This window comes from Ornithinimicrobium sp. (assembly GCF_035267225.1).
Taxonomy (GTDB): domain Bacteria; phylum Actinomycetota; class Actinomycetes; order Actinomycetales; family Dermatophilaceae; genus Ornithinicoccus.
Genome location: NZ_DATFMA010000057.1, coordinates 12,768 through 38,776 on the forward strand (window position 1 = coordinate 12,768; position 26,009 = coordinate 38,776).

Sequence of the window (26,009 nt, forward strand, 5' to 3'; positions counted from 1 at the left end):
ATTGTCCTCAGTATGAGCACCAAGCAAACCCGCCGGCTGGACCGTGTCGTCATCCGATTCGCGGGTGACTCCGGGGACGGAATGCAGCTGACCGGTGACCGCTTCACCTCCGAGACCGCTTCGCTGGGCAACGACATCTCGACGCTGCCGAACTTCCCGGCCGAGATCCGGGCGCCGCAGGGCACGTTGCCGGGGGTCTCCAGCTTCCAGCTCAACTTCGCCGACCACGACGTGCTGACCCCCGGCGACGCGCCCGACGTCCTGGTCGCGATGAACCCCGCCGCGTTGAAGGCCAACATCGGCGACGTCCCCCGGGGGGCCACCGTGATCGCCAACACGGACGAGTTCACCAAGCGCAACCTGGCCAAGGTCGGCTACGCGGTGGACCCACTCACGGACGACAGCCTGGAGTCCTGGCACGTGCACCCCCTGGCGCTGACCGGCATGACGATCCGTGCACTGGAGGACTTCACGCTGAGCCGCAAGGAGAAGGAGCGCGCCAAGAACATGCTGGCGCTCGGGCTGCTCTCGTGGTTGTACTCCCGGCCCTTGGAGGGCACCGAGGCCTTCCTGCGCGCCAAGTTCGCCGCCAAGCCGGAGGTGCTCGAGGCGAACCTCACCGCGTTGCGGGCCGGGCACGCCTACGGTGAGACGACCGAGGACTTCGCGGTGCGCTTCGAGGTCGCTCCGGCCCCGATGGCGCCGGGGACCTACCGCACGGTGACCGGCAACCAGGCCATGGCGCTGGGTCTGGCCAGCGCCGCCCATCGCACCGGGCTGCCCATGGTGCTCGGCTCCTACCCGATCACCCCCGCCTCCGACGTGCTGCACGCGCTGTCCGGCCTCAAGCGGTTCGACATCACCACCTTGCAGGCCGAGGACGAGATCGGCGCCGTCGGGATGGCGCTGGGCGCGGCCTACGGCGGGGCGCTCGGGGTGACGACGACCTCCGGGCCGGGGCTGGCGTTGAAGGCCGAGACGATCGGGCTGGCGGTGGCCACCGAGCTGCCGCTCATCGTCATCGACATCCAGCGCGGCGGCCCCTCGACCGGGCTTCCCACCAAGACCGAGCAGGCCGACCTGCTCCAGGCGCTGTACGGCCGCAACGGTGAGTCACCCGTCGCGGTGGTGGCCGCCCAGTCGCCGAGCGACTGTTTCGACGCGGCACTGGAGGCGGTGCGCATCGCCACCACCTACCGCACGCCGGTGATGTTGCTGTCCGACGGGTACCTGGCCAACGGCTCCGAGCCCTGGGCCGTGCCGGAGGTCGCCGACCTTCCGTCGCTGGACGTGGAGTTCGCCGTCGAGCACAACGCCAGCGACCCCTCCGGCGAGCCGGTGTTCCATCCCTTCCTCCGCGACCCCCGGACTCTCGCCCGCCCGTGGGCGATCCCCGGCACCGCCGGGCTGGAGCACCGCGTGGGAGGGATCGAGAAGGCCGATGTGACCGGACACATCTCCTATGACCCGGACAACCACGACCGGATGGTCCGTCTGCGCGCGCAGAAGGTCGACAGGATCGCCGACACCATCGCGGACGTGGTGGTCGACGACCCCAGCGGGCGCGCTCGCGTGCTCGTGCTGGGCTGGGGTTCGACCTACGGTCCGATCCGTGCCGCCACGCGCTTGGCCCGCGGAGCGGGCAGCGAGATCGCGCGCGCCCATCTGCGGCACCTCAACCCCTTCCCAGGCAACCTCGGCGAGGTGCTGCGTCGCTACGAGCGGGTGATCGTGCCCGAGATGAACCTGGGCCAGCTGGCGTTGCTGCTGCGTGGCCGCTACCTGGTCGACGTGCAGTCCCACACCGCGGTCCGAGGTCTGCCGTTCGCCGCGACCGACCTGGCCGAGGTCCTGCACCACCACGCGATGTCACTACCGGAGAGGTCGTCATGACTGAGCAGCTCGTGGACCTCGGAATGCCGGGCGAAGGCACCCACGGGGTTCCCCGCGTCGGCTCCGAGCAGCCACCGGCCACCAAGAAGGACTTCACCTCCGACCAGGAGGTGCGCTGGTGTCCCGGCTGCGGTGACTACGCGGTGCTGGCCGCCGTCCAGTCCTTCCTGCCCGGCCTCGGCCTGCGCCGCGAGAACATCGTCTTCGTCTCGGGCATCGGGTGCTCCTCCCGGTTCCCCTACTACCTCGACACCTACGGCATGCACTCCATCCACGGGCGGGCCCCGGCCATCGCGACCGGCTTGGCGACCTCCCGGGGGGACCTGTCGGTCTGGGTCGTCACCGGCGACGGGGACGCGTTGAGCATCGGTGGGAACCACCTCATCCACGCGCTGCGCCGCAACGTCAACCTCACGATCCTGCTGTTCAACAACAAGATCTACGGCCTGACCAAGGGCCAGTACTCGCCCACCTCGGATGTGGGTACGGTGACCAAGTCCACCCCCGTCGGGTCGGTCGACCACCCGTTCAACCCGATCTCTCTGGCCCTCGGGGCGGGGGGAACGTTCGTGGCTCGCACCCTCGACTCCGACCGCGCTCACCTGACCGAAGTGCTCAGCGCCGCTGCGGCCCACCGCGGCACCTCCCTGGTCGAGATCTACCAGAACTGCCCGATCTACAACGACGGGGCGTTCCAGCTGATCAAGGACCGCTCTGAGGGACGGGCCCGCATCGCCTATCTCAGCGACGGGGCACCGGTGCGAGTCGGGGAGGACCATGTGGTGGTACGCGACGGCTCCGCGCTGACAGTGGTGCCGGAGAGTGACGCCGACCCCGCCGACGTGGTGACCCACGACGCCGCGGCGGAGGACCCGACCCAGGCCTTCGCCCTCTCCCGGTTGGACGACCGCGCCATGACCCACGTGCCGATGGGCATCTTCCGGCAGGTCGAGCGGGCTACCTACGACGACCAGGTCCGGGCGCAGGTCGAAGGCGCACGCGCGTCGTCGCCGGGAGCGACCAGCGACGAAGAGCTGCACTCCTTGCTGCGCGGCAAGGACACCTGGACCGTCACCGGGTGAGCGAGGCTCTTCCCCCCGCCTCCTCCACCACCGGAGCCTCCCCCGACTCCTCCACGTCCTCGACGGCAGATCTGGGCGTCGGGCATCGAGCCAGCGGCACGGCGTACGGCCTCGCGGCCTACGGTGCCTGGGGCCTGTTCCCCCTGTACTTCTCGGCACTGCGTCCCGCCGGTGCCTTGGAGGTGCTGGTGCATCGAGTCCTGTGGGCGTTCCTGCTGTGCCTGCTCGTCGTCATGGTGCTCGGCCAGCTGCGCCTGCTGCGACGCACCCTCGCCTCGCGGCGCACCCTGCTCGTGGTCGGCCTCGCCGGGGCACTGATCGCCGCCAACTGGACCCTCTACATCGTGGCGGTGCTCACCGGGCACGTCACCGAGGCAGCACTGGGATACTTCCTCAACCCGTTGGTCACGGTGGCTCTCGGAGTGCTCGTGCTCCGGGAGCACCTGCGCCCAGCCCAGTGGGTCGCGGTGGCGCTCGGGGCTGTCGCTGCCGCCTACCTGAGCTTCGACTACGGGGCGCCGCCGTGGCTCTCGCTCGCCTTGGCGTTCTCCTTCGCCAGCTACGGCTTGGTGAAGAAGCACCTGGGCGTCTCGCTGTCCGCCATCCAGTCGCTCACGGCCGAGACCATGGTCGTCTCGCCGCTGGCGCTCGGGGTGCTGTCGTACCTCATCCTCACGGGGCAGGACACGTTCACCACTGAGGGCTGGGCCCATACCCTGTTGCTCCTCGGAGCCGGCGTGGCCACCACGGTGCCCTTGCTCTGGTTCGCCGCCGCCGCGCGGCGGATCCCGCTGAGCACGGTCGGGTTGCTCCAGTTCCTCACCCCGGTCCTGCAGCTGCTCTGCGCGGTGCTCCTGCTCGGTGAGTCCATGCCCAGCTCACGGTGGGTCGGCTTCGCTCTGGTGTGGACGGCGCTGGTGGTGCTGTCGACGGACTCGCTCGTCACCGCGAGACGGAGCCGCCGCCGGACCAGGACCACGGCTGCCCCGGCACCGTAGGCTCGCGGCATGGGCCGGCGAGTAACCCTGGTGGCGTGGGGATCGCGCGGAGACGTCACGCCTCTCGTGAGCCTGGGCCGCGGTCTGGCCGACGCCGGCGACGATGTCACCGTGCTGGCCAGCCGCGACTTCGGCGGCACGGTGACCGATGCTGGCCTGCGCCACGCCGCGTTCGAGATCTCGGTGCGCCAGGCGGCTGAGTCGCCCGTGGGCCGGGCTTGGCTCGGCGGACACCGCACCATCGTGGGCGAAGGTCGCGCGCTCCAACGCGTTCTGCGCGTCTTCGCCGGCCCACTCGTGGACGGACTGTGGGACCAGACCCGAGAGGCCGACCTGGTCGTCAGCGGGATCCTCACCGCCGACGCCTGCGCCAGCCTGGCCGCGGCCCGGGGGCAACGTCACGCCGTGGCCCTGCTCACGCCCGTGCTCCCGAGCCGGCACGGCCCCAGCACGCCCACGGCCCTGCGTCCGGACCGCACTCTGGCGGCGAACGCCTGGGCCGGGCAAGCGGTCCTCACGGCTTCCTACCGGCTGCTGCGCGTGCCCGGGGACGAGGTGCGGGCGCGGCTGGGCCACCGCCGCAGCAGCCCGGGGTGGCTGCACCGACAGCTCACGAGCGTTCCCGTGCTGCTCGGAGCCAGCCCCCGTGTCGTGCCACCGGCGGGTGACCAGCCGACGCTGCACGTCACCGGATACTGGCCGCCGTACGGGTGGCCGTCGTGGAGCGAGGCGCACGACGACATCCAGGAGCGTTTCGCCGGCGCCCGGGCGGCCGGGCGCCCGGTGGTCTACTTCGGCTTCGGGAGCATGACGACCACCGACCCCCGCGGCACTCTCGACCTGCTGCTGAGCGCCGCGGACCGGGCCGGTGTCCACGCCGTGATCGGGCCGGGATGGTCGGGCATGGCGAACTACCTGCTTCCGCACGAGCACGTGACCGTGGCCGAGGGCCTGTCCCATGCGTGGCTCTTCAGCCACTGCGACGCCGTCGTCCACCACGGCGGAGCCGGGACGACCGGGTCAGCCATCCGCTCGGGAGTGCCCCAGGTGGTGGTCGCGCATATGGGTGACCAGCCCTACTGGGCACGCCGTGTCCACGCCCTCGGCGTGGCCGCGGCCCCGTTGCGCCGCACCGGTCTGCAGCCACGCCGGCTGGCCCGGTCGGTGCGCCACGTCGTCGACGGCGAGCACGCACAGCAGCGGCGTCGCGCCGCAGCGGCCCTGGCCGACACGGTCCGGAGCGAGACCGGAGTGGGCCACGCCGTGGCCGCACTGGAGGGGTAGACCGGGCCGGACCCACGTGCCCTCCTCGACAGGGCAGGCCCTCGCCCGGTCGGCTACTGGTTGCGCTCGACGACCTCGTCGACCAGACCCCGCAGCGCCTCCACGGCAGGAGAGGAACCGACGTCGTCCAACAGCGCCCGCGTCTCCCGCGCAAGCTGTGCGAGATGGTCGCGCGCCCGCTCCATCGCCGGATGCTCGCGCAACAGCAAGACCGCCTCGGCGACCTCGCCCGGGTCGGTGAGCGGAGAGCCCAGCAGATCGCGCAGCCGCTCGTCGCCGTTCGGCGGCTCGGACAGCACGAAGAGCATGGGCAGTGTGATCTTGCCTTCCCGCAGGTCGGCACCCGGTTCCTTGCCGAAGTCCGACGCGTCGGAGACGACGTCGAGGACGTCGTCCGACATCTGGAACACGATGCCGAGACGTTCTCCGAAAGCGGTCAGCAGCTCGACCACTCGAGGCTCGGCCCCGGCGAACATGGCCCCGTAGCGAGCCGAGGTGGCGATCAGCGAGCCGGTCTTGTCGGCGAGTACCGAGCGGTAGTAGTCCACCGGGTCCATTCCGGCGGTCGGCGGGCGCTCGTCGCGGATCTGTCCCGCACAGAGGCGTACGAAGGTGGCCGCCTGCACCCTGACCGCCTCGGGGCCGAGCTCGGCGATCACCGAGGACGCGGTGCCGAACAACAGGTCACCGACCAGGATGGAGGTGGCGTTGCCGTACCGCACGTTTGCGCTCTGTACCCCGCGCCGCAGCTCGGCCTCGTCCATCACGTCGTCGTGGTACAGCGAGGCCAGGTGAGTCAGCTCCACCCCGGTGGCCGCTTCGACCACCAGGGGGTTGATCCCCTCTGCCACTTCGGCGCACAGCAGGGTCAGCAGCGGCCGGAACCTCTTGCCCCCGGCCGCGGCCAGATGGCCTGCCGCCTCGGAGATGAACGGGTCCTCATGATCGACGACCGCACGAAGCCGGGCGTCGACCGCCTCGAGTCCGTCGAACAGACGCTGGTGCAGGTCCTCCTCGGCGCCCGGGAGCAGGGTCGGGGCGCGCTCCATCACCGGATGAACTGCTAGGCCTGCTGGGCCAGCTCCAACATCGGGGACGGCATGACGCCGAGACCGAGCGTGACCAGCAGCCCGATGGCCACCGCGAACGTGGTCAACGAGGAGGCCTGCACGGCTACCGCCTCGCCGGTGTGCTCGCCGAAGTACATGGTCACGATCAAGCGGAAGTAGACGTAGGCGGTCACGGCGCTGGCCAGCACACCGACCACCGCCAGCCACGCGCCGTTGTTGGCGATGGCCGCGGAGAACACCGCGAACTTGCCGGTGAAGCCGGAGGTCAACGGGATACCGGTGAACGCGAGGAGTAGGAAGCTGAAGCCGGCCGCGATCCAGGGGTTGGTCTTGGCCAGCCCGGCCCACTGCGCGACCTGCGTGGCCTCGCTCCCGGACGAGCGGACCAGCGTGACGATCGCGAAGGCGGGGATCGTCATGAACCCGTAGGCCGCGAGGTAGAACATGGTGCCGGAGACCCCCGCGGAGTCCAACGCGAGGAACCCGACCAGGATGAAGCCCGCGTGGGCGATCGAGGAGTAGGCCAGTATGCGCTTGACGTCGTTCTGACCCACCGACATCACAGCACCGACGACCATCGTGACCGCCGCCACGCCGGCCAGCACCGGCTGCCAGTCCAGCCGTGCGGACTCACCGGCCACGTAGAAGACACGCAACAACGCACCGAACGCTGCCACCTTGGTGACCGCGGCCATGAACCCGGTGACGGGAGTGGGTGCGCCCTGGTAGACATCCGGGACCCATGCGTGGAAGGGGACCGCGCCCACCTTGAACAGCAGGCCGGTCGCGAGCAGGAGCAGACCCGGCAGCAGCAGCCCGTCCATGCCGACCTCGCTGCTGATCGATGCGGCGATCTCGTCGAACCGCATCGACCCCGCGTACCCGTACACGAACGAGGCGCCGAAGAGGAAGAAGGCCGAGGAGAACGCGCCGAGCAGGAAGTACTTCAGTGACGCCTCCTGGCTGAGCAGCCGACGACGGCGGGCCAGTCCGCACATCACATACAGCGGCAGCGACAGGATCTCCAGCGCGATGAACATCACGATGAGGTCGTTGGCCATCGGGAAGAGCATCATGCCACCCACGCCGAAGAGCGTCAGCGGGTAGACCTCCGTCGTGGTCGCACCGACCTTCGTGGCCAGAGCCTCCTCGGCCGAGCCCGGTACCGACACTCCGGCGTGTGTGAAGGCATCCGGCGCACTCCCGCCGAGTCGCTCGCTCATCACGAGCACACCGATGGTCGACAGTGCCAGCACCAGGCCCTGCAAGAGCAGCGCGGGGCCGTCGACCGCCACCGCCCCGGCGGCGGTCAGTCCACGGTGGTTCGGAGCCACGAAGATCACCGCGGCCAGCGCGGCCAGCAGCGTCAGCACCGTCAGGGGCATCTGCACCGGGTAGCGCATGCTGCGCCCCGCGAAGCCCTCGACGGCCACCCCGACCAGCCCACCTCCGAAGACGATGAGCAACGGCAACAACGCCAGGTAGGAGATGTCCGGAGCCTGGAACATCATCAGCCCTCACTCCCTTCGGCGGCGTCCGCGCTCGGCGCCGGGTCGCTCACCCCGACGTACTGCAGGGTGGTTCCCACCGCGGGCTCCAACATGTCCAGCGCCGGCTTGGGGTAGAAGCCGAGGAAGAGGAAGGCGGCGATGAGCGGCGCGACCACCGCTTTCTCCCGTCGGGTCATGTCCGGGGTCGATGCGTAGTCCTCGGGCTTCGGACCGGTGGCGACCTTCTGGTACCACAGCAGGATGTAGAGCGCGGCGAGGATGACGCCGAAGGCTCCGACGACGGCATACACCGGGTATCGCTGGTAGGTCCCGATGATGACCATGAACTCGGAGACGAAGCTGTTCAGGCCGGGCAGCGCCAAACCCGACAAGCCCGCGACCAACAACGACCCGGCGATCACCGGCGTCACGCGCTGCCAGCCACCGAAGTCCATGATGTCCCGGGAGCCGCGGCGGGCGATGAACATCGCGGCGATCAGGAACAGGGCCGCCGTGGTGAAGCCATGGTTGACCATGTAGAGCGTGGAACCGGTGGTACTGACCGTGGTCACCGCGAAGATGCCGAGCACGATGAAGCCGAAGTGGCTGATCGAGGTATAGGCGATCAGCCTCATCATGTCCCGCTGCCCGATGGCCAGCGCCGCGCCGATGAGGATGGACAACACGGCCAGGGCCATGACGGCAGGCGCCGCCCAGCGGCTGGCATCGGGGAACAGCTGCAGGCAGAACCGGATCATCCCGAACGTGCCGACCTTGTCCAGCACCCCGACCAGCAGCACCGACGTGGCCGGACGCGCCTCGCTGGCCGCGTGCGGAAGCCAGGTGTGCACCGGCCACATCGGCGCCTTGATCGCGAAGGCGATGAAGAAGCCGAGGAAGAGCAGCCGCTCCACCCAGGTTCCGAACTCGAGCCCGGTCAGCCGCTCGACGAGGAAGCCGTCCGCGCCCCCCGGGCCCTGGAGGTAGACCGCGATCACGGCCACCAGCATGATCAGCCCGCCGAAGAGCGAGTAGATCAGGAAGGTCGTGGCCGCCTTCGCCCGCCCCGGCCCCCCGAAGGAGCCGATGAGGAAGTAGACCGGGATGAGCATCGCCTCGAAGAAGACGTAGAACAAGAAGACGTCGGTGGCGGCGAAGACGCCGATCATGAGCGCCTCGAGGACGAGCATGAGCGCGAAGTAGCCGTGCTGACGGCGACCCGACCCCGTAGCCACGTCGTCCCAGGCGGCGAGCAGGCAGATCGGCACCAGCACGACCCCGAGCAGGATCATGGCCAGCGCGATGCCGTCGACGCCCACCGCGTAGCTGACCCCGAACTGCGGGATCCAGGTGTAGGTCTCGGTGAGCTGGAACTGCTGGCTCCCGCCGGCCTGGAACTGCAACGCGGTGACGACCCCGGCCACCAGGGTCAGCAACGAGACGCCGAGGGCCACCTCGCGGACCTTGGCGAAGCCGCGCGGCAGGAGCGCCACCAGCACTCCGCCGAGCAACGGGATGAGGACCAGGATGCTCAGCCAGGGGACGCCGCTCATAGCTGCATCACCAGCACCGCGATCACGACACCGACGATGCCGACGAGCATGGTCATGGCGTAGTTGCGCACGAACCCGGTCTGCGTGTTCCGCAGGGTCCGGGACATGACGGCGACCCCACCGGCGGTCTTGGCCACCATTCCGCCGTCGACGACGTCGCGGTCGGCAGCGGTGGTCATGGTCACCAGACCTTCTCCAGGCGAGCGCAGGAACACCTCGTTGAAGTCGTCCTGGAAGAGGTCACGACGAGCGGCCTTGGTCACGAAGGTCCCTTCGGGTGCGGTCGTCGGAACGTCACGTCGCCAGTACATGAGCCAGGCCAGCCCCGCACCCACGAGGAGCAACAGGAAGGCCAGCACCTGGATGAGCAGCACGGGGATGACGGGCTCCGGGTGTTCGGCGTGGCCGAACACCGGGTCCAACCAGGCGGACAGGATGCCGGTCGGGTACAGCGCTGCTCCCAGGAAGAGGGAGCCCACGGCCAGCACCATCATCGGCACGGTCATGGTCAGCGGCGACTCGTGCGGGTCGACGTCGTCCGCCCAGCGGGCCTTGCCGTGGAAGGTCATGAAGAACAACCGCGACATGTAGAAGGCCGTGACGCCGGCCGCGATCAGCGCCGCGCCACCGAACACCCACGGCCGCCAGGCGCCCTCCCCTTGGTCGATGAACGCGGTCTCGATGATGAAGTCCTTGGAGAACCAGCCGGACGTGAACGGCACGCCGATGATGGCCACGAAGCCGCACGCGAAGGTGATCCAGGTGATCTTCATCTTCGAGGACAGGTTGCCGAAGCCTCGCATGTCGACCTGGTCCTTCATCCCGTGCATCACCGAGCCGGCCCCGAGGAACATCCCGGCCTTGAAGAACCCGTGGGTCAGCAGGTGGAAGATCGCGTAGAGGTAGCCCAGCGGCCCGAGCCCCACCGCCAGCATCATGTAGCCGATCTGGCTCATGGTGGAGGCGGCGAGCGCCTTTTTGAGGTCGTCCTTGGCGCAGCCGACGATCGCGCCGTAGACCAGGGTGATCGTGCCCACGACGGCCACCGCGAGGCGGGCGTCCGGGGTGAGGTCGTAGATGGCCTGGCTGCGGGCGATGAGGTAGACCCCGGCGGTGACCATGGTCGCGGCGTGGATCAGTGCCGAGACCGGCGTCGGGCCGGCCATCGCGTCGCCGAGCCAGGACTGCAGCGGGAACTGGGCCGACTTTCCGCACGCGCCGAGCAGCAGGAGCAGCCCGACCGCGAGCAACGTGCCCTGGCTCATGCTGTCGGCCTCGCCGTGCACGGTGGCGAAGTCGAGGGAGCCCAAGCTCGCGAACAGCACCGCCATCGCGGTAATGAGGCCCAGGTCACCGATCCGGTTGACGATGAAGGCCTTGTTGGCGGCGCTGGCGAACGCCGGGCGGTAGTTCCAGAAGCCGATCAGCAGGTAGGACGCCAGGCCCACACCCTCCCAGCCCACGAACAGCAGCAGGTAGGAGTCGGCCAGCACCAGGATGAGCATGGCCGCGACGAAGAGGTTGAGGTAGCCGAAGAAGCGGCGCTTGTCCTCGTCGTGCTCCATGTAGCCGAGGGAGTACACGTGGATCAGGGAGCCGACGAAGGTGATGAGCATGACGAACGTCAGCGACAACGGGTCGAGCAAGAGGCCCACGTTGACGCTGAGCTCTCCGGCCGAGACCCAGTCCCACAGCTGGACGGACAGCGAGCGTTCCTCCTCGCCCCTCCCGGCCAGCTGGATCAGGATGCCCAGACCGACCACGAAGCTGCCCCAGGACAGGGCCACCGCCAGCAGCGGCCCGAACGAGTTGGTCGCCTTGCCTCCGATGAGCAGCACGGCCGCGCCGAGCAGCGGCAACGCGATCATCAACCAGCCGAACCCCGCCAGGCCGCCGGCCTCGGTGGCACGGGCGGCACTCGGATCGGCCAGCACGAAGCCGGCAGTCGTCAGCGCAGTCACCTTCAGGCCAGCTCCTCTACAGCTTCAAAAGGTTGGCGTCGTCCACGGATGCGGACCGACGGGCGCGGAAGATGGACATGATGATGGCGAGCCCCACGACGACCTCGGCGGCAGCGACCACCATGATGAACAGGGCGTAGACCTGTCCGTCCAGCGTGCCATGCATGCGCGAGAAGGTCACGAGGGAGATGTTGCAGGCGTTGAGCATGAGCTCGACCCCCATGAACACCACCACACTGTTCCGCCGGGTGAGCACGACGAGCGCGCCGATGGTGAACAGGACGGTAGCCAGGTAGATGTAGGCGGCAAGGCTCATGAGCGGGCACCTGCGCTGCCCGTGTCCCGGCCCTCGGCTCCGTCGGCCGGCTGACCGACGCCCTCGGCCTGCGCGGCATCGTTCTCGGCGTCGCTGTATCCGATCGCGTCGTACGCCTGGCCGGTGGAACGGGAGTAGGTATCCGCCGATCCCATCTGCCCGCGGGCCACCAGCACCCGCGGCACCGAGTCCTCGGTCGGAGTGCCGTCCGGGAGCAGGGCCGGGGTGTCGGCGGCGTTGTGCCGGGCGTAGACCCCCGGGTTGGGCTTACCGGACAGCCAGGTGCCCCGCGCGATCGTCTGGTCCGACCGGGTGCGCTGGGACAGTGCCGGGGTCAGACGCTCGTGATGTGCCAGCACCATGGCGCCCATCACCGCGATCACGAGCAGCGTCCCCAGCAGTTCGAAGCCGAAGACCTGGCGTGTGAACAGCTCCCGGGCCAGGGCGGTGACGCTGCCTTCCTCCTGCACCGCAGTCAGACCGACCGGCTCGGGCCACTGCACCTGTGCCAGGCCCAGGACGATGGCGCCGGCGAAGACCAGGGCGAAGATATAGGCGAACACCCGTTGACCCGGCAAGGTCTCGACAAGGGAGTCGGAGGCGTCGACCCCGACGAGCATGACCACGAACAGGAAAAGCATGATCACCGCGCCGGAGTAGACGAAGATCTGGATGATTCCGACGAACTCGGCATCCTGGGCGATGTAGAACATGCCCAGCCCGATCATGACCAAAGCCGTGGACATCGCGGCATGGACGGCCTTGTGTGCGAACAGCAGACCCAACGCACCGAGCACCACGGCCGGACCGAGCACCCAGAAAAGCAGCGCCTCGCCTCCGCTCACCGGTAGGCCTCCTGTTCCTCCGCGGATCCGTTGTCACTGCTGGTACCGGACGTTCCGTCGCGCTCGGCCACGTAGTCGTGCTGGCCTGGCGTCGAGCCGGTGACCCGACCCATGTAGTAGTCGTGGTGGTCCATGCCGTCCGCCATCGGCAGGGGCGCGCGCAGCATACCGTCTTCCATGGGGGCCAGGAGCTGATGCTTCTCGTAGATCAACGGGGCCCGCTCGGCGTCGGCCAGCTCGTACTCGTTGGTCATGGTCAGCGCTCGCGTCGGGCACGCCTCGATGCACAGTCCGCAGAAGATGCAGCGCAGGTAGTTGATCTGGTAGACGCGGCCGTAGCGCTCTCCAGGGGAGAAGCGGGCCTCATCGGTGTTGTCCGCACCCTCGACGAGGATGGCGTCGGCCGGGCAGGCCCAGGCGCACAGCTCGCACCCGATGCACTTCTCCAGGCCGTCGGCGTAGCGGTTCAGCTGGTGCCGGCCGTGGTAGCGCGCCTGGGTGGGCCGCGGCTTCTCCGGGTACTCCTCGGTGTCCACCTTGCGGAACATGGTGCTGAACGTGACGCCGAAGCCCCCGACGGGGGCGAGCATCTCGGCGAAGAAACCCTTCTTCTTCTCCTGCTGCTGGCCCTCGTCCTGACGCATGATCGGATGGGCACGGTCGGTGTTCTCACCGGTCTCACCCTCGGGACGGCGGATCTCCAGCCCGTCCTCGTTGTAGCGCACCTCGCGGGTGTGCTCGGCCTTCTTCTCCTCTTCAGCCACGGTCGCCCTCCGATGAGTCGTGGGTGGATCCCGGGCCCGCATCGACCGTGACCGGCTCTGCCGCCGCCACCGCTCGCCGAGGCTCGACGAGTCGTTGACCGGGCAGAGGTGGCACGGGATAGCCGCCGGCGAACGGGTCGACCTCCTCGGGCGCCTGGCGGGCGTGTTGCTCGGCCTCCTGGGCGGCCTGGCTGCGGCGGTCCCACATCAGCAGGCCGGCGATCACCAGCACCGCGATCGCGGCGACGGTGATGATCGTGGCCCACAGGGTGTCGCCGAAGTAGCCGACCTGCGAAGCGCGGATCAAGGAGACCGCTATCACCCAGGCCAGGGCGGCCGGGATCATGATCTTCCAGCCCAGCTTCATGAACTGGTCGTAGCGGACCCGGGGCAACGAGCCCCGCAGCCAGACGTAGCCGAAGATGAACATCCACATCTTGAGGAAGAACCAGAGGAAGGTCCACCAGCCCTCGTTGAACATGCCGTCGTTGATCGCCGCGATCCCGGGGGGCGCCATCCACCCGCCCAGGAAAAAGGTCGTGGCCAATGCGGAGACGGTGAACATGTTGATGTACTCGCCGAGGAAGAACATCCCGAACTTCATCGAGGAGTACTCGGTGTGGAAGCCGCCACCCAGCTCACCCTCGCCCTCGGCCAGGTCGAACGGCAGACGGTTCGTCTCCCCCACCATCGTCACCAGGTAGATCACGAAGGAGAAGAACAGCGGGATGACGTACCACAGGTCGGCCTGCGCGGCCACGATCTGAGAGGTGGACATGGACCCCGCGTACAGGAACACCGCCACCAGCGACAGGCCCATCGCGATCTCGTAGGAGATCACCTGCGCCGTCGAGCGCAGCCCGCCCAGCAGCGGGTAGGTCGAGCCCGAGGACCATCCGGCCAGGACGAAGCCGTACGCCCCCACCCCGGCCACGGCCAGGACGAGCAGGGTGGCCACGGGCGTGTCGGTGAGCTGCAGCGGCGTGGTGTGCCCGAACATCTCGACCTCGGAACCCATCGGAATGATCGCGAAGGAGACGAAGGCCAGAGCGCCGGTGATCAAGGGGGCGATGATGAACATCACCCGGTCGGCGTTCGAGGGGATGACGTCCTCTTTCATCATCAGCTTGAGTCCGTCGGCAAGAGTCTGGAACAAGCCGAACGGGCCGAACCGGTTGGGACCGGGGCGCTGCTGCATCTGGCCCACGACCCGGCGCTCGAACCAGATCACGACCAGGACGTTGAGCAGGAGGAACACGAAGACCATCTGGCCCTTGAGCATGGTCAGCCACAACGGCGTGTCACTGAAGTCGGCCGCGGGCACGTCCTCCATCGGCACCGCGGGCGCCAGGGCGATTCCTTCGCTCGCGTGCTGGACGAGCTGGGCTGCGATCATGCGGAGCCTCCTGGTGCGGGCGAGGAGTCGGCTGCAGCAAGGCGCACCACGGCTCCGGCGTCAGCGCCTAGCATGGCGCGCACTGCGCACCCCGTCGAGTTGGTGGGCAGCCATACCACGTGCTCGGGCATCGGTGTCAGCGCCACCGGAACGGTCACCGACCCGGCGTCCGTACTGACCACGACCCACGACCCGTCGGCGACCCCGATGCCGGCTGCGGTCAGCGGCGACATCCGTGCCGTGGCCACCGGAGCCGTGCCGGCGAGGAAGGGCTCCCCGTCCTGCATCGAGCCCGCGTCGAGCAGGTGGTGCCAGGTGGCGAGAATGGCCTCGCCCTCCCCCGGTCTCGGCACGGCGACCGGGTTTACCTGCGGCATCGACACCGGCTCCTGCCAGGAGCCGAGGGCCGTCATCTCGTGCCGGAGCGAGGTCAGGCTGCGGGCGTCGAGCGAGTGGCCCATCTGCGTCGCCAGCGCGTCCACCATGGCGTGGTCGCTCCAGGCGTTGGAGCCGAGCGCCTGCTCGAAGGGGCGCAGGCGCCCCTCCCAGTCGGCGTAGGAGCCCGCCTTCTCCTGCTGTGGCGCCACCGGCAGGATGACGTCGGCGTAGTCGTGCACGACGCTCTCGCGGACCTCGAGGGAGACGACGAACGCGCGGGCGAGTGCGGCCCGCGCCAGCGCCGGGTCGGGCAGGTCGTCGGGGTCGACACCGCCCACGACCAGTGCGCGGATCTCCCCGTCCGCAGCGGCCTGCAGGATCCCCGTCGTGTCCCGGCCCGCCTCCTCGGGCACCTCGACGCCCCAGCGCTGGGAGGTCTGCGCCCGCGCGTCGGGTTCGGCCACCGGGCGTCCCCCCGGGAGCAGGGTCGGCAGCGCGCCCGCGGTGGCCGCGCCCCGCTCACCGGCTCGACGGGGGACCCAACCGAGGCGGGCTCCGGTCAGCTCCGCCAGCGACGCGGCGGCCGAGAGCGCTCCCGGCACTGCCGCCAGGCGCTCCCCGACCAGGATGACCGCTCCGCCGTTGAGGGAATCCGAGGCCACCTGCACGGGGTCGGCGCTGTCCAACGGCTCGGTCGTGCCCTCCTGGGCCTCACCGCGGCCTCGGCGACGTGAGGCGAGGGCTCCGAGCACCTCGGCCTCGGTGCCTGGAGCGGCCGGGACCAGGGTGCCGGTCATCTTGTCCAGCCCCCGGGTCGCGAACGGCGCCACGGAGTAGACCGCGGTGCTGTTCTTGCGACTGGCCTTGCGCAGGCGCAGGAAGACGATGGGACTCTCTTCCTCGGGTTCGAGGCCGACCAGGAGCACCGCGCTGGCCTTCTCCAGGTCGGCATACGTCAGACCGTAGTGGTTGACGATCGAAGAGGCGAGGAAGTCCGCCTCCTCGACCGAGTGCGGGCGAGCCCGGAAGTCGATGTCGTTGGTGCCCAGCGCGATGCGGGCGAACTTGCTGTAGGCGTAGGCGTCCTCGACGGTGACGCGCCCGCCCACCAGCACCGCCGCGCCGGCGTTGTCCGACTCCGCCGCCGCCCGCAGCCCCTGGGCGGCGGCGGCGAGCGCCTCGTTCCAGGTGGCGACGGCGTACTCGCCGTCCTCGCCCCGCACCACGGGGTCGCGAAGCCGGTCGGGCATGGTGGCGTAGGTGAAGGCCCAGCGGCCCTTGTCGCAGTTCCACTCCTCGTTGACGTGACTGTCCTCCAGCGCCATCCGCCGTAGCACCGTCCCGCGCCGGTGGTCGGTGCGGATGGAGCAGCCCGAGGCGCAGTGCTCGCAGACGCTGCTGGTGGAGACGAGGTCGAACGGGCGCGAGCGGAACCGGTAGGCCGAGCCGGTCAGGGCCCCCACCGGGCAGATCTGGACCGTGTTGCCCGAGAAGTAGGACTCGAAGGGCTTCTCCTCGTAGATCCCGACCTGCTGCAGGGCGCCGCGCTCGATGAGCGCGATGAACGGGTCTCCGGCGATCTGGTCGGAGAAGCGCGTGCACCGGGCACACAGCACACAGCGCTCCCGGTCCAGCAGCACCTGGGAGGAGATGTTGATCGGCTTCGGGAAGGTGCGCTTCACGTCCTCGAACCGGCTGGTCGGGCGACCGCTGGACATGGCCTGGTTCTGCAGCGGGCACTCGCCCCCCTTGTCACAGACCGGGCAGTCCAGGGGGTGGTTGATGAGCAGCAGCTCCATGACGCCGTGCTGAGCCTTCTCAGCCGCCGCCGAGGAGTGCTGCGTCTTGACCTGCATCCCCTCCCCCACCGCCAGGGTGCACGAGGCCTGCGGCTTGGGCATCGGCTTCAGGTTGCCGTCGCGGTCCGGCATGGAGACCTCGACCAGGCACTGCCGGCAGGCCCCCGCGGGGTCGAGCAGCGGGTGGTCGCAGAAGCGCGGGATCTGCACCCCGATCTGCTCCGCCGCCCTGATGACCAGGGTGCCTTCGGGCACGGTGACCTCGACCCCGTCCACGGTCAGGGTCACCGTCCTGAGGTCGTCGGGGATCGAGGCGTTGTCCCCGTCGTATACGGCGTTGCCGCCGGCAGCAGGTGAGGTGTTGACCGTCATACGGGCTGGGTCTCCTTCGCGAACAACGTGGAGCGTTCGGGTGGGAAGAGCTCGTCACAGGGGGTGTGCATGCCGTCCTCGAACTCGGACCGGAAGTACTGCACCGCGGAGGTGATCGGGCAGGTGGCTCCGTCACCCAGCGCGCAGAACGAGCGGCCCAGAATGTTGTCACAGATGTCGACGAGCTTGTCGATGTCGTCCTCGGTGCCGCGCCCGGCCTCCAGCCGCTCGAGGATCTGCTTGAGCCAGAAGGTGCCCTCTCGGCACGGCGTGCACTTCCCGCACGACTCGTGGGCGTAGAAGTCGGTCCACCGCGATACCGCCCGCACCACCGACGTGGTCTCGTCGAAGATCTGCAGCGCCCGCGTCCCCAGCATGGACCCCGCCTCCGTGATCGACTCGAAGTCCAGCGGCACGTCGAGATGCTCGTCGGTCAGGATCGGCGTGGACGAACCGCCAGGGGTCCAGAACTTCAGCTGGTGTCCCTCGCGCATCCCGCCGGCCATCTCGAGCAGCTCACGCAAGGTGATCCCGAGCGGCGCCTCGTACTGTCCCGGTCGCTTGACGTGACCGGACAGGCTGAACAGGCCGTAGCCCGACGACTGCTCGGTGCCCAGGTCGGAGAACCAGTCGCTCCCGTACCGCATGATCGAGGGGATGCTGGCGATGCTCTCGACGTTGTTGACGACGGTGGGACGGGCGTAGAGCCCGGCCACGGCGGGGAACGGAGGCTTGAGGCGGGGCTGTCCACGACGGCCTTCGAGGGAGTCCAGCAGGGCCGTCTCCTCCCCACAGATGTAGGCCCCGGCGCCGGAGTGCACGGTGATGTCGAGATCGAAGCCGGAGCCGAGGATGTCCTTGCCCAGGTACCCCGCCGCGTAGGCCTCCTCGACCGCACGCTGCACGCGCCGGAAGACGTGGACGATCTCGCCGCGGATGTAGACGAAGGCGTGCTTGCAGCCGATCGCGTACGAGGTGATGATCATGCCCTCGATGAGCATGTGCGGCGCCGCCATCATCAGCGGGGTGTCCTTGCAGGTCCCCGGCTCGGACTCGTCGGCGTTGATGACAAGGTAGCGCGGCCCCCCGTCGTCCGGGGGAAGGAAGCCCCATTTCATGCCGGTCGGGAACCCGGCCCCGCCACGTCCACGCAGCCCGGAGTCCTTGGCCATGGCGACCAGGTCCTCCTTGGGGGTGTCGAAGGCCGTCCTCAGGGCGGCGTACCCCTCATGGTCCTCGTAGGTCTTCAAGGTCCATGACTGGGGCTGGTCCCAGAACAGGGACAGGATCGGAGTGAGCTGTGCACTCATGAGGAGCCTCCCTCGTCGCTGTTCTCCGGCGAGCTCTTCACGGAGTCCTCGCCGCCGCTGTCGTCGCTGTCCTTGGAGTCCGGGCTGTTCGACTCGTCGCTGGCGTCGGGCAGCCCCGACTTGGCGTCCTTGGTCTGCCCTGCCTCGGTAGCGCGGCCCGTGTCGTGCTCGGGCTCGTCGCCGGCCTGCTCGCTGTAGGGCTGGTAGGTGCCGACCGGCGCGACCCAGTTGCGCTCGCGGGCCAGACGGAGCCCTTCCAGCGACGGACCACCCGCGCCGACACCCTCGTCGGCGCGTCCGTCGGAGAACCCCGCCAGCACCCGCTCCACCTGCTTGAAGGTGCAGGCCTTGGCCGCCCCGCGGGTGGGGACCACGTCGTGGCCGGCCCGGATCTCGTCGACCAGGGCCCGGGTGGACTCGGGGGTCTGGTTGTCGAAGAACTCCCAGTTGACCATCACCACGGGCGCGTAGTCACAGGCCGCGTTGCACTCCAGCCGCTCCAGGGTGACCTTGCCGTCGGCGGTGGTCTCGTCGTGCCCGATCCCGAGGTACTCGCTGACGTCGTCGAAGATCTGGTCCCCGCCCATGATCGCGCACAGGGTGTTGGTGCACACCCCCACGTTGTACTCACCGTTCGGGTGCCGCTTGTACTGGGTGTAGAACGTGGCCACCCCGCTGACCTCCGCGGTCGACAGGTCCAGCTGCCGCGCGCAGAAGTGGACCCCACGCCCGGTGACGTAGCCGTCCTCGCTCTGCACCAGGTGCAGCAACGGCAGCAGCGCCGAGCGCTTCCGCGGGTACTTGGCCAGGATGACCGCTGCGTCGGCCTCCATCCGGCCGAGCACCTCCGGAGGGTAGTCGTGATCCGAGGGCTGCAACGGGGTGTGGTGGTGCACCGGGCCCTCGGTGGCGGCCTCGCCCAGCTGCTCACGGGTGTCCCCGGGCGCGTCCGCCCGGTGGCCGTTGCTGTCTGCCGTGCTCATCAGCGGTCCACCCCTCCCATCACCGGGTCGATCGAGGCCACCGCGACGATGACGTCGGCAACGAGCCCCCCTTCGCTCAGCACCGAGGCGGCTTGCAGGTTGTTGAACGAAGGATCGCGGAAGTGCGCCCGGTAGGGGCGTGTGCCGCCGTCGGAGACCACGTGGACGGCCAGCTCGCCCTTGGGCGACTCGATGGCCACGTAGGCCTGCCCCGGCGGGACCCGGAAGCCTTCGGTGACCAGCTTGAAGTGATGGATCAGGGACTCCATCGACTCGCCCATGATCTTGCGGATGTGGTCCAGCGAGTTGCCCTGGCCGTCGGCTCCGACGGACAGCTGAGCTGGCCAGGCGATCTTCTTGTCCTCCACCATGTAGGGCTGACCCTCCGACGCGCGCAGCCGGGCGATGGCCTGCTGCGCGATCTTCAGCGACTCCCACATCTCATCGATCCGGATGCACAAGCGACCGTAGGCATCGGTGGTGTCCCGGGTGATGACGTCGAAGTCGTAGGTCTCGTACCCGCAGTACGGGTCTGCCTTGCGCAGGTCGTGCGGCAGTCCGGTGGAGCGCAGGATGGGCCCGGTGATCCCCAGGGCCATGCAGCCGGTCAGGCTCAGATGGCCGACGTTGACCGTGCGGGCGCGCAGCACCGGGTTGGCCAGCAGGAGCGACTCCACCTCGCGCAGACCGCGACGGAAGTCGACCAGCTCGTCCTCCAGCAGGTCCAGGGCCCCCGCGGGGACGTCCTGCGCCACCCCGCCCGGGCGCACGTAGGCGTGGTTCATCCGCAGACCGCTGACAGCCTCGAAGAACCGGAGCAGGCGCTCTCGCTCGCGGAAGCACACGGTCATCACCGTGGTGGCTCCGAGCTCCATCCCCCCGGTGCCGAGGGCGATCATGTGCGAGCCGATCCGGTTCAGCTCCATGGTGAGGATGCGGATGTCGCTGGCCCGCTGCGGGATCTGGTCGGTGATGCCGAGCAGCTTCTCCACACCCAGGCAGAACGCCGTCTCGTTGAAGATGGGCGTGAGGTAGTCCATCCGGGTGCAGAACGTCGTGCCCTGCGTCCAGGTCCGGTACTCCATGTTCTTCTCGATGCCCGTGTGCAGGTAGCCGATGCCGGCCCGGGCCTCGCGCACGGTCTCGCCGTCGAGCTCCAGGATCAGGCGGAGCACGCCGTGCGTGGACGGGTGCTGGGGGCCCATGTTGACGACGATGCGCTCCTCGCCGACCGCCGAGATGTCCTCGACCACCTGGTCCCAGTCACCTCCGCTGGCGGTGAACGTGGCGTCCTGGTCGTCGGAGGAGCCGTACAGGTCCTGGCTCTCGGTGGAGTCGGTGTGCGTCGCCATCAGGTGTAGCTCCTGCGCTCGTCCGGGGCCGGGACGGTGGCCCCCTTGTACTCGACGGGGATGCCGCCCAGTGGGTAGTCCTTGCGCTGCGGGTGCCCCGGCCAGTCGTCCGGCATGAGGATGCGGGTCAGGCCGGGGTGGCCGGTGAAGACGATGCCGAACATGTCGTAGGTCTCCCGCTCGTGCCAGTCCGCGGCCGGGTAGATGGACACGATCGAGGGGATGTGCGGGTCATCGTCGCTGCATTTCACCTCGACCCGCACCCGGCGGCTTCCGTGGGTGATCGACGTGAAGTGGTAGACGGCGTGCAGCTCGCGGCCGACGTCGTCGGGGAAGTGCACTCCCGACACACCGCTGCACATCTCGAACCGGAGGCCGGGGTCGTCCCGCAGCGTCTGGGCGACGAGGCGCAGGTGCTCGGGTGGCACGTCCAGGGTCATCTCGCGGCGGTCGATGACCACCCGGGTGACGGCCTGCTGGTACTTCTCGGCGAGAACCTCCTCCAGACGGTCGGCGACCTCGTCGAAGTAGCCTCCGTACGGCCGCTCCGAGGCGCCGGGATAGTAGATGGCCTGGACCAGCTGGCCGTAGCCACTCGTGTCCGAGCCCAGCGAGCTGCCGAACATGCCGTGGCGCTCGCCCATCCTGACCGGGGACGAGTGTTCCGGGTCCAGGGTGCTGACCGATCCGGCCCCGGTCTCATGGATCTGGGTCGAGCTGACCTTCTGGTCCTCGGTGGCCAGCGGAGCGTTGACCCGGTCGATGGTGTTCTTGCCGTCGGCGGCCGCGTTCTCGTCACCGTGAGTCGTGGCGGTCTCGACCTCGGCTACGGCGTCCTTCTTGGCCTTGTCCTCAGGCATGCCGCACCTCGCTTCCTCCCACGCGGTGCGTGGGACCCACCTTCGCTGTCGTCACGCGAGCAACCCCTTCATCTCGTGCGTGGGCGTCGCCTCCAGGGCCGCCGCTTCGGCGGCGCGGGCCGCGGCCACCCGATCCACCCCGAACTTCGAGGCCCGGATCTGAGCATGCAGCTCCAGGCACGCGTTGATGAGCATCTGAGGTCGAGGCGGGCAACCGGGCAGATAGATGTCCACGGGGACGATGTGGTCGACGCCCTGGACGATCGCGTAGTTGTTGAACATGCCGCCGGAGCTGGCGCAGACACCCATCGACAGCACCCAGCGGGGGTTCGGCATCTGGTCGTGCACCTGACGGACCACGGGGGCCATCTTCTGGCTGACCCGACCGGCCACGATCATCAGATCGGCTTGGCGCGGGGTCGCGGCGAAGCGCTCCATGCCGAACCGGGCGATGTCGTAGTCCGGCGTGCCCACGGCCATCATCTCGATCGCACAGCAGGCCAGGCCGAACGTCGCCGGCCACACCGAACGCGACTGCAGCTCCCCGACCACCGCCTCGACCGAGGTCAGCACGATGCCCGAGGGCAGCTTGTCTTCTAGGCCCATGTCTCAGACCCTCCTTGTCCGCTCAGTCCCATTCCAGACCGCCCCGGCTCCATTCGTAGATGAAGGGCACGGAGACCACGAACAGGAACAACATCATCGCCATCACGCTGAACAGGCCGACCTGGTCGAAGGCCACAGCGAACGGGTAGAGAAACAGCACCTCGACGTCGAACACGATGAACAGCATCGCCGTCATGTAGTACTTGATGGGCACACGCCCACCCTCGACCGCCTGCGGGGTGGGCTGGATGCCGCACTCGTAGGCGTCCAGCTTGGCCCGGTTGTAGGTCTTGCGGCCGAGCAGCGCGCCACCGAGCATCGAGCCGCCCGCGAAGAGCACGCCCAGCGACAGCATCGACAGCACGGGTAGGTACGGGTCGGTCATCGTGTCCCACGCTCCTCTCGGTGTCGGCGCGGTGAGCGCCATGCCGCGCAGCCAATCCTAGGGGTGATCGACCGTCAAGGCTCCCTTGGGTGTGCCTTGGTCTCAGTTTCTTCGCTGCTCCTGGGGTCGGGAGGCCGCATCGGACCTTGTGAATCCCTTCACACACACTCTACCGGCGGACAGCGTGGTGCACGGCGACGACCCCGCCGGTCAGGTTGCGCCAGGTCACATCAGACCATCCCGCGCCGGCGATCGTTCGCGCCAGCTCCTCTTGCGCGGGCCAGGCACGGATCGTCTCGGCGAGGTAGACGTAGGAGTCGGGGTTGCTGCTGATCCGGCGGGCGATCTGCGGCAGTGCGCGCATCAGGTATCCCGTGTAGACCGTCCGCAGCGGAGCCCACACCGGCTGGCTGAACTCGCAGATCACCAGGCGCGCCCCAGGCCGCGCGACGCGGGCGAACTCCGCGAGCGCGGCGGGTGGGTCCGAGACGTTGCGCAGCCCGAACGACATGGTGACCACGTCGAAGCAGCCGTCGGCGAAGGGAAGAGCCAGCGCGTCGGCCGCGGTGAAGGCCATGTCCGGGCGGCGCCGGCGCCCCTGGCGGAGCATGCCGAGCGAGAAGTCGGCCGGCACCACCTCGACCTCGTCGTCGGCGAACGGCTCACTGCTTGTGCCGGTGCCCGCCGCGATGTCCAGCACCCGCTCACCCTTCACCGCTGCGCACGCCTGCCGCACGGCGCGACGCCACACCCACGTCTGACCGGCCGAGAGCACGTCGTTCGTGAGGTCGTAGCGGGGCGCGACCTGGTCGAACATCTCGGCGACCTCGCGCGGATCCTTGTCCAGTCCGGCACGGTGCATGCAGCCATCCTCGCACCGACGAATACAGTGGACCGTTGTGACCGTGCTCGCTCCGCCTCGCCTGCGCGTCACGACGCTGGATATCACGTCCGCCGTGGCGGATGAGACCGACCTGCTGTCCCTGGTCCCCGACGTCGCGGCGCCCACAACCCTGTGTTCGTGGCTGCGCGAGGGAGACGGGCTCGTGGCCTGGGGCCGGGTGGCGCGATGCGAGAGCTCGGGACCGACGAGGTTCTCCGACGCGGAGTCGTGGTGGCAGCAGGTGTGCGCCGTCGCCGACGTCGTCGACGGGGTCGGCGCCCCCGGCTCCGGCCTGGTGACGTTCGGCTCGTTCTCTTTCGCCGGCGACTCGGGGCACCGCAGCCGCCTGGTGGTACCGGAGGTCGTCATCGGCCGCCGCGAGGGGCGCGTATGGCGCACGACGATCGAGGATGTGGGGGCAGCCAGCTCTCGTGCGGACGCCGCCGGTGCCGCGCAGGCCGCGCCCGACCCCAGCGGGCCCGCCGCCACGGTGATCGCACGGGGCTCGGTCTCCGCCCAACAGTGGCCGGAGGTCATTGCCCGCGCGATCTCGCGGATCGCCGGTGGGGAGGTCGACAAGGTCGTCCTCGCCCGGGACGAGCTGGCCACCTCCCCGACGCCGATCGACGTCCGGCGCGTGCTGCAGCGGCTGGTGGAGCGGTACGACGCCACGTGGACGTTCGCCGTGGACGGGCTGGTCGGTGCCACCCCCGAGATGCTGGTCCGGCGCTGGGACGGCACGGTCCGCTCGCGGGTCCTGGCCGGCACCGTGCGCCGGGACACCCATCCCGCCCCCTTGGTCGCCGAAGACCACCCCGACTTCAAAGACGAGCACCATGTCGACCCTCGCCTGCGCCTGATCTCCAGCGAGAAGGACCTGGAGGAGCACGCCTACGCGGTCCGATCGGTCTCCGAGGCACTCGCTCCCCACTGCCGCGACCTCGTGGTGCCGGAGGAGCCGTTCGTGCTCAAGCTGCCCGACGTGTACCACCTGGCCAGCGACATCAGCGGCACGCAGGCCGACGACGCCACCTCTCTCCGGCTCGCTGCCGCCCTGCATCCTTCGGCCGCGGTCTGCGGCACTCCGGCTCGGCCGGCCGCCGCCCTGATCGCCGAGCTGGAGACCATGGACCGGGGCCGCTATGCCGGGCCCGTGGGCTGGATGGACTCCGCAGGGGAAGGCGACTGGGGTATCGCACTGCGCTGCGGCGAGCTGTGCTCCGACCCGCGGCAGATGCGGCTCTTCGCCGGCGGGGGGATCGTGGCGGCCAGCGATCCGGAGGCCGAGCTGGCCGAGACCGAGATCAAGCTGGCGGCGATGCGCTACGCGCTGGGCGAGTAAGCGCATCCGTGCCGACTCCTCACGGTTGAGCTTGCGCGTCCCCGGCCCCGGGGACGAGGCAGCGGCACGTGCCGCCCACGCCGAGCTGGCGCCCGACGGCTTCCGGTTCCTCCTGACACCCGAGCTCACGTGGGCCGAACAGCTGGACCGACTGCATCTCGACTCACGCGGAGTCGACCTCCGGCGTGGGCAGGTGCCGGCCGACTTCCTGATCGCCGACGTCGCCGGTGACGTGGTCGGCCGGGTCTCGGTCAGGCATACGCTCACCCCGCTGTTGCTGGATCTCGGCGGCCACGTCGGGTACGCCGTGCGGCCGGCCTACCGCGGACGCGGGTACGCCTCGCAGATGCTGCGTCTGTCCTTGGAGCGTCTGGCCGCGCTCGGCGTCAGCCCGGCCCTGGTGACCTGCGACGAGGACAACGCCGCGTCGAGGAAGGTCATCGAGCGGTGCGGGGGGCGGTTGCAGGACGTCCGTGCGGTGGCGCCGGGAGTACCGGGCAAGCGCCGCTACTGGATCGAGCTCGGCTGAGCCCTCGCGGCGAGCACCACCGGGCTGAGGGTCCGCGCCAGCGCCACCATGAGCAACAGAAAGCCGATCACCACGAACAGCGCGCGGTCCAGGCCGACCACCTCTGCCAACAGCCCGATCGTAGGCGCGCCGAACAGGAACGCGCCGTAGGCGATGGTGCTGACGACGGTGATCGCCCGGTTCCCCCGCCCGGGCACCTCGCCCGCTGCCGAGATCGCCGCCGGGAAGACGGTCGCCGTCCCCAGTCCCCAGACCAACCCGCCGAGGAGCGCGACCGGCAGCGACGACACCTGTGAGACCAGCAGGATGCCGACGATGGCGAGCACCCCGCCGGCCTGGACCACCCGCTGGCGACCGAAGCGGTCGATCGCCGGGCTGCCCAGCAGCCGGCCGATCGTCATCGCGACGTTGAAGGCCATGAAGGCAAGGGCACCGAAGGCGGCGGGGGCGCCCTGCACGTCGACAAGCAACAGCGCGAGCCAGTCGTTGGCCGAACCTTCGGCCAACGCCCCGCCGAGGCACACCATCCCGATCAGAATCTCCAACCGGCTCACCGCG

Annotated in this window: 23 protein-coding genes; 6 read left to right on the top strand and 17 right to left on the bottom strand. The window is 69.3% G+C overall.

The genetic code is table 11. The features are described from left to right. Positions 1 to 12 precede the first annotated feature (12 nt). The 4 genes from VJ976_RS04595 to VJ976_RS04610 are packed head-to-tail and all read left to right on the top strand — an operon-like array spanning position 13 to position 5,257. Complete coding sequence (locus VJ976_RS04595) at positions 13 to 1,893, top strand: 2-oxoacid:acceptor oxidoreductase subunit alpha (protein WP_324098935.1); 1,881 nt, start codon at positions 13 to 15, stop codon at positions 1,891 to 1,893. Next, complete coding sequence (locus VJ976_RS04600; RefSeq protein ID WP_324098936.1) at positions 1,890 to 2,975, top strand: 2-oxoacid:ferredoxin oxidoreductase subunit beta; 1,086 nt, start codon at positions 1,890 to 1,892, stop codon at positions 2,973 to 2,975. The genes VJ976_RS04595 and VJ976_RS04600 overlap by 4 nt, the downstream gene beginning before the upstream one ends. Continuing rightward, positions 2,972 to 3,973 (top strand): EamA family transporter RarD, encoded by a 1,002-nt coding sequence (gene rarD, locus VJ976_RS04605; protein ID WP_324098937.1) that lies wholly within the window; start codon positions 2,972 to 2,974, stop codon positions 3,971 to 3,973. The genes VJ976_RS04600 and rarD overlap by 4 nt, the downstream gene beginning before the upstream one ends. A gap of 9 nt (positions 3,974 to 3,982) precedes the next feature. Continuing rightward, positions 3,983 to 5,257 (top strand): glycosyltransferase, encoded by a 1,275-nt coding sequence (locus VJ976_RS04610; protein ID WP_324098938.1) that lies wholly within the window; start codon positions 3,983 to 3,985, stop codon positions 5,255 to 5,257. A 53-nt stretch (positions 5,258 to 5,310) separates the two neighbouring features. Here the strand turns inward: VJ976_RS04610 and VJ976_RS04615 are convergent, their stop codons facing one another. The 16 genes from VJ976_RS04615 to VJ976_RS04690 form a co-directional block, all read right to left on the bottom strand. Next, positions 5,311 to 6,306, bottom strand: a complete 996-nt coding sequence (locus tag VJ976_RS04615) for a polyprenyl synthetase family protein (RefSeq protein WP_324098939.1) — start codon at positions 6,304 to 6,306, stop codon at positions 5,311 to 5,313. Positions 6,307 to 6,320: 14 nt separating this feature from the next. After that, entirely contained in the window at positions 6,321 to 7,838 is a 1,518-nt protein-coding gene (nuoN, locus tag VJ976_RS04620; RefSeq protein WP_324098940.1) for an NADH-quinone oxidoreductase subunit NuoN, read from the bottom strand. Continuing rightward, positions 7,838 to 9,370, bottom strand: a complete 1,533-nt coding sequence (locus tag VJ976_RS04625) for an NADH-quinone oxidoreductase subunit M (protein ID WP_324098941.1) — start codon at positions 9,368 to 9,370, stop codon at positions 7,838 to 7,840. The genes nuoN and VJ976_RS04625 overlap by 1 nt, the downstream gene beginning before the upstream one ends. Continuing rightward, positions 9,367 to 11,238: an NADH-quinone oxidoreductase subunit L gene (gene nuoL / locus VJ976_RS04630; protein ID WP_324098956.1), complete on the bottom strand. Its 1,872-nt coding sequence runs from the start codon at positions 11,236 to 11,238 to the stop codon at positions 9,367 to 9,369. Before nuoL ends, VJ976_RS04625 begins: the two co-directional genes overlap by 4 nt. Before the next feature lie 109 nt (positions 11,239 to 11,347). After that, entirely contained in the window at positions 11,348 to 11,647 is a 300-nt protein-coding gene (gene nuoK, locus VJ976_RS04635) for an NADH-quinone oxidoreductase subunit NuoK (RefSeq protein ID WP_324098942.1), read from the bottom strand. After that, positions 11,644 to 12,492 carry an NADH-quinone oxidoreductase subunit J gene (locus tag VJ976_RS04640; protein ID WP_324098943.1) on the bottom strand — a complete coding sequence of 283 codons (849 nt, stop codon included), beginning with the start codon at positions 12,490 to 12,492 and terminating at the stop codon, positions 11,644 to 11,646. Before VJ976_RS04640 ends, nuoK begins: the two co-directional genes overlap by 4 nt. Then, positions 12,489 to 13,136, bottom strand: a complete 648-nt coding sequence (gene nuoI, locus VJ976_RS04645; RefSeq protein ID WP_324098957.1) for an NADH-quinone oxidoreductase subunit NuoI — start codon at positions 13,134 to 13,136, stop codon at positions 12,489 to 12,491. The genes VJ976_RS04640 and nuoI overlap by 4 nt, the downstream gene beginning before the upstream one ends. Before the next feature lie 112 nt (positions 13,137 to 13,248). Then, positions 13,249 to 14,652, bottom strand: a complete 1,404-nt coding sequence (gene nuoH, locus VJ976_RS04650; protein ID WP_414693565.1) for an NADH-quinone oxidoreductase subunit NuoH — start codon at positions 14,650 to 14,652, stop codon at positions 13,249 to 13,251. Beyond that, positions 14,649 to 17,201 carry an NADH-quinone oxidoreductase subunit G gene (locus VJ976_RS04655; protein WP_324098944.1) on the bottom strand — a complete coding sequence of 851 codons (2,553 nt, stop codon included), beginning with the start codon at positions 17,199 to 17,201 and terminating at the stop codon, positions 14,649 to 14,651. The genes nuoH and VJ976_RS04655 overlap by 4 nt, the downstream gene beginning before the upstream one ends. Then, a complete protein-coding gene (nuoF, locus tag VJ976_RS04660; RefSeq protein ID WP_324098945.1) occupies positions 17,198 to 18,511 on the bottom strand; it encodes an NADH-quinone oxidoreductase subunit NuoF in 1,314 nt (437 codons plus the stop codon). The genes VJ976_RS04655 and nuoF overlap by 4 nt, the downstream gene beginning before the upstream one ends. Further along, complete coding sequence (gene nuoE / locus VJ976_RS04665; protein ID WP_414693566.1) at positions 18,508 to 19,494, bottom strand: NADH-quinone oxidoreductase subunit NuoE; 987 nt, start codon at positions 19,492 to 19,494, stop codon at positions 18,508 to 18,510. The genes nuoF and nuoE overlap by 4 nt, the downstream gene beginning before the upstream one ends. Continuing rightward, complete coding sequence (locus VJ976_RS04670; RefSeq protein ID WP_324098946.1) at positions 19,494 to 20,846, bottom strand: NADH-quinone oxidoreductase subunit D; 1,353 nt, start codon at positions 20,844 to 20,846, stop codon at positions 19,494 to 19,496. Before VJ976_RS04670 ends, nuoE begins: the two co-directional genes overlap by 1 nt. Beyond that, complete coding sequence (locus VJ976_RS04675; RefSeq protein ID WP_324098947.1) at positions 20,846 to 21,706, bottom strand: NADH-quinone oxidoreductase subunit C; 861 nt, start codon at positions 21,704 to 21,706, stop codon at positions 20,846 to 20,848. Before VJ976_RS04675 ends, VJ976_RS04670 begins: the two co-directional genes overlap by 1 nt. A gap of 51 nt (positions 21,707 to 21,757) precedes the next feature. Further along, complete coding sequence (locus VJ976_RS04680; RefSeq protein ID WP_324098948.1) at positions 21,758 to 22,312, bottom strand: NADH-quinone oxidoreductase subunit B family protein; 555 nt, start codon at positions 22,310 to 22,312, stop codon at positions 21,758 to 21,760. A gap of 22 nt (positions 22,313 to 22,334) precedes the next feature. Next, the gene (locus VJ976_RS04685; RefSeq protein ID WP_324098949.1) at positions 22,335 to 22,697 is read right to left on the bottom strand and encodes an NADH-quinone oxidoreductase subunit A; all 363 of its coding nucleotides are present in this window, start codon (positions 22,695 to 22,697) and stop codon (positions 22,335 to 22,337) included. Between the two features lie 169 nt (positions 22,698 to 22,866). Then, entirely contained in the window at positions 22,867 to 23,559 is a 693-nt protein-coding gene (locus tag VJ976_RS04690) for a demethylmenaquinone methyltransferase (protein ID WP_324098950.1), read from the bottom strand. Between the two features lie 94 nt (positions 23,560 to 23,653). Here VJ976_RS04690 and VJ976_RS04695 point away from each other — a divergent pair, with 94 nt between their 5' ends. Together VJ976_RS04695 and VJ976_RS04700 are read left to right on the top strand one after the other, a co-directional pair. Beyond that, positions 23,654 to 24,922: an isochorismate synthase gene (locus tag VJ976_RS04695; RefSeq protein ID WP_324098951.1), complete on the top strand. Its 1,269-nt coding sequence runs from the start codon at positions 23,654 to 23,656 to the stop codon at positions 24,920 to 24,922. A gap of 25 nt (positions 24,923 to 24,947) precedes the next feature. Continuing rightward, positions 24,948 to 25,451, top strand: coding sequence for a GNAT family N-acetyltransferase (locus VJ976_RS04700; RefSeq protein WP_324098952.1), 504 nt, complete (start codon positions 24,948 to 24,950; stop codon positions 25,449 to 25,451). On the opposite strand, the gene VJ976_RS04705 is transcribed toward VJ976_RS04700, so the two are convergent. Beyond that, the coding region (locus tag VJ976_RS04705; protein ID WP_324098953.1) for an MFS transporter at positions 25,430 to 26,009 on the bottom strand (580 nt) is incomplete at its 5' end. The genes VJ976_RS04700 and VJ976_RS04705 overlap by 22 nt on opposite strands.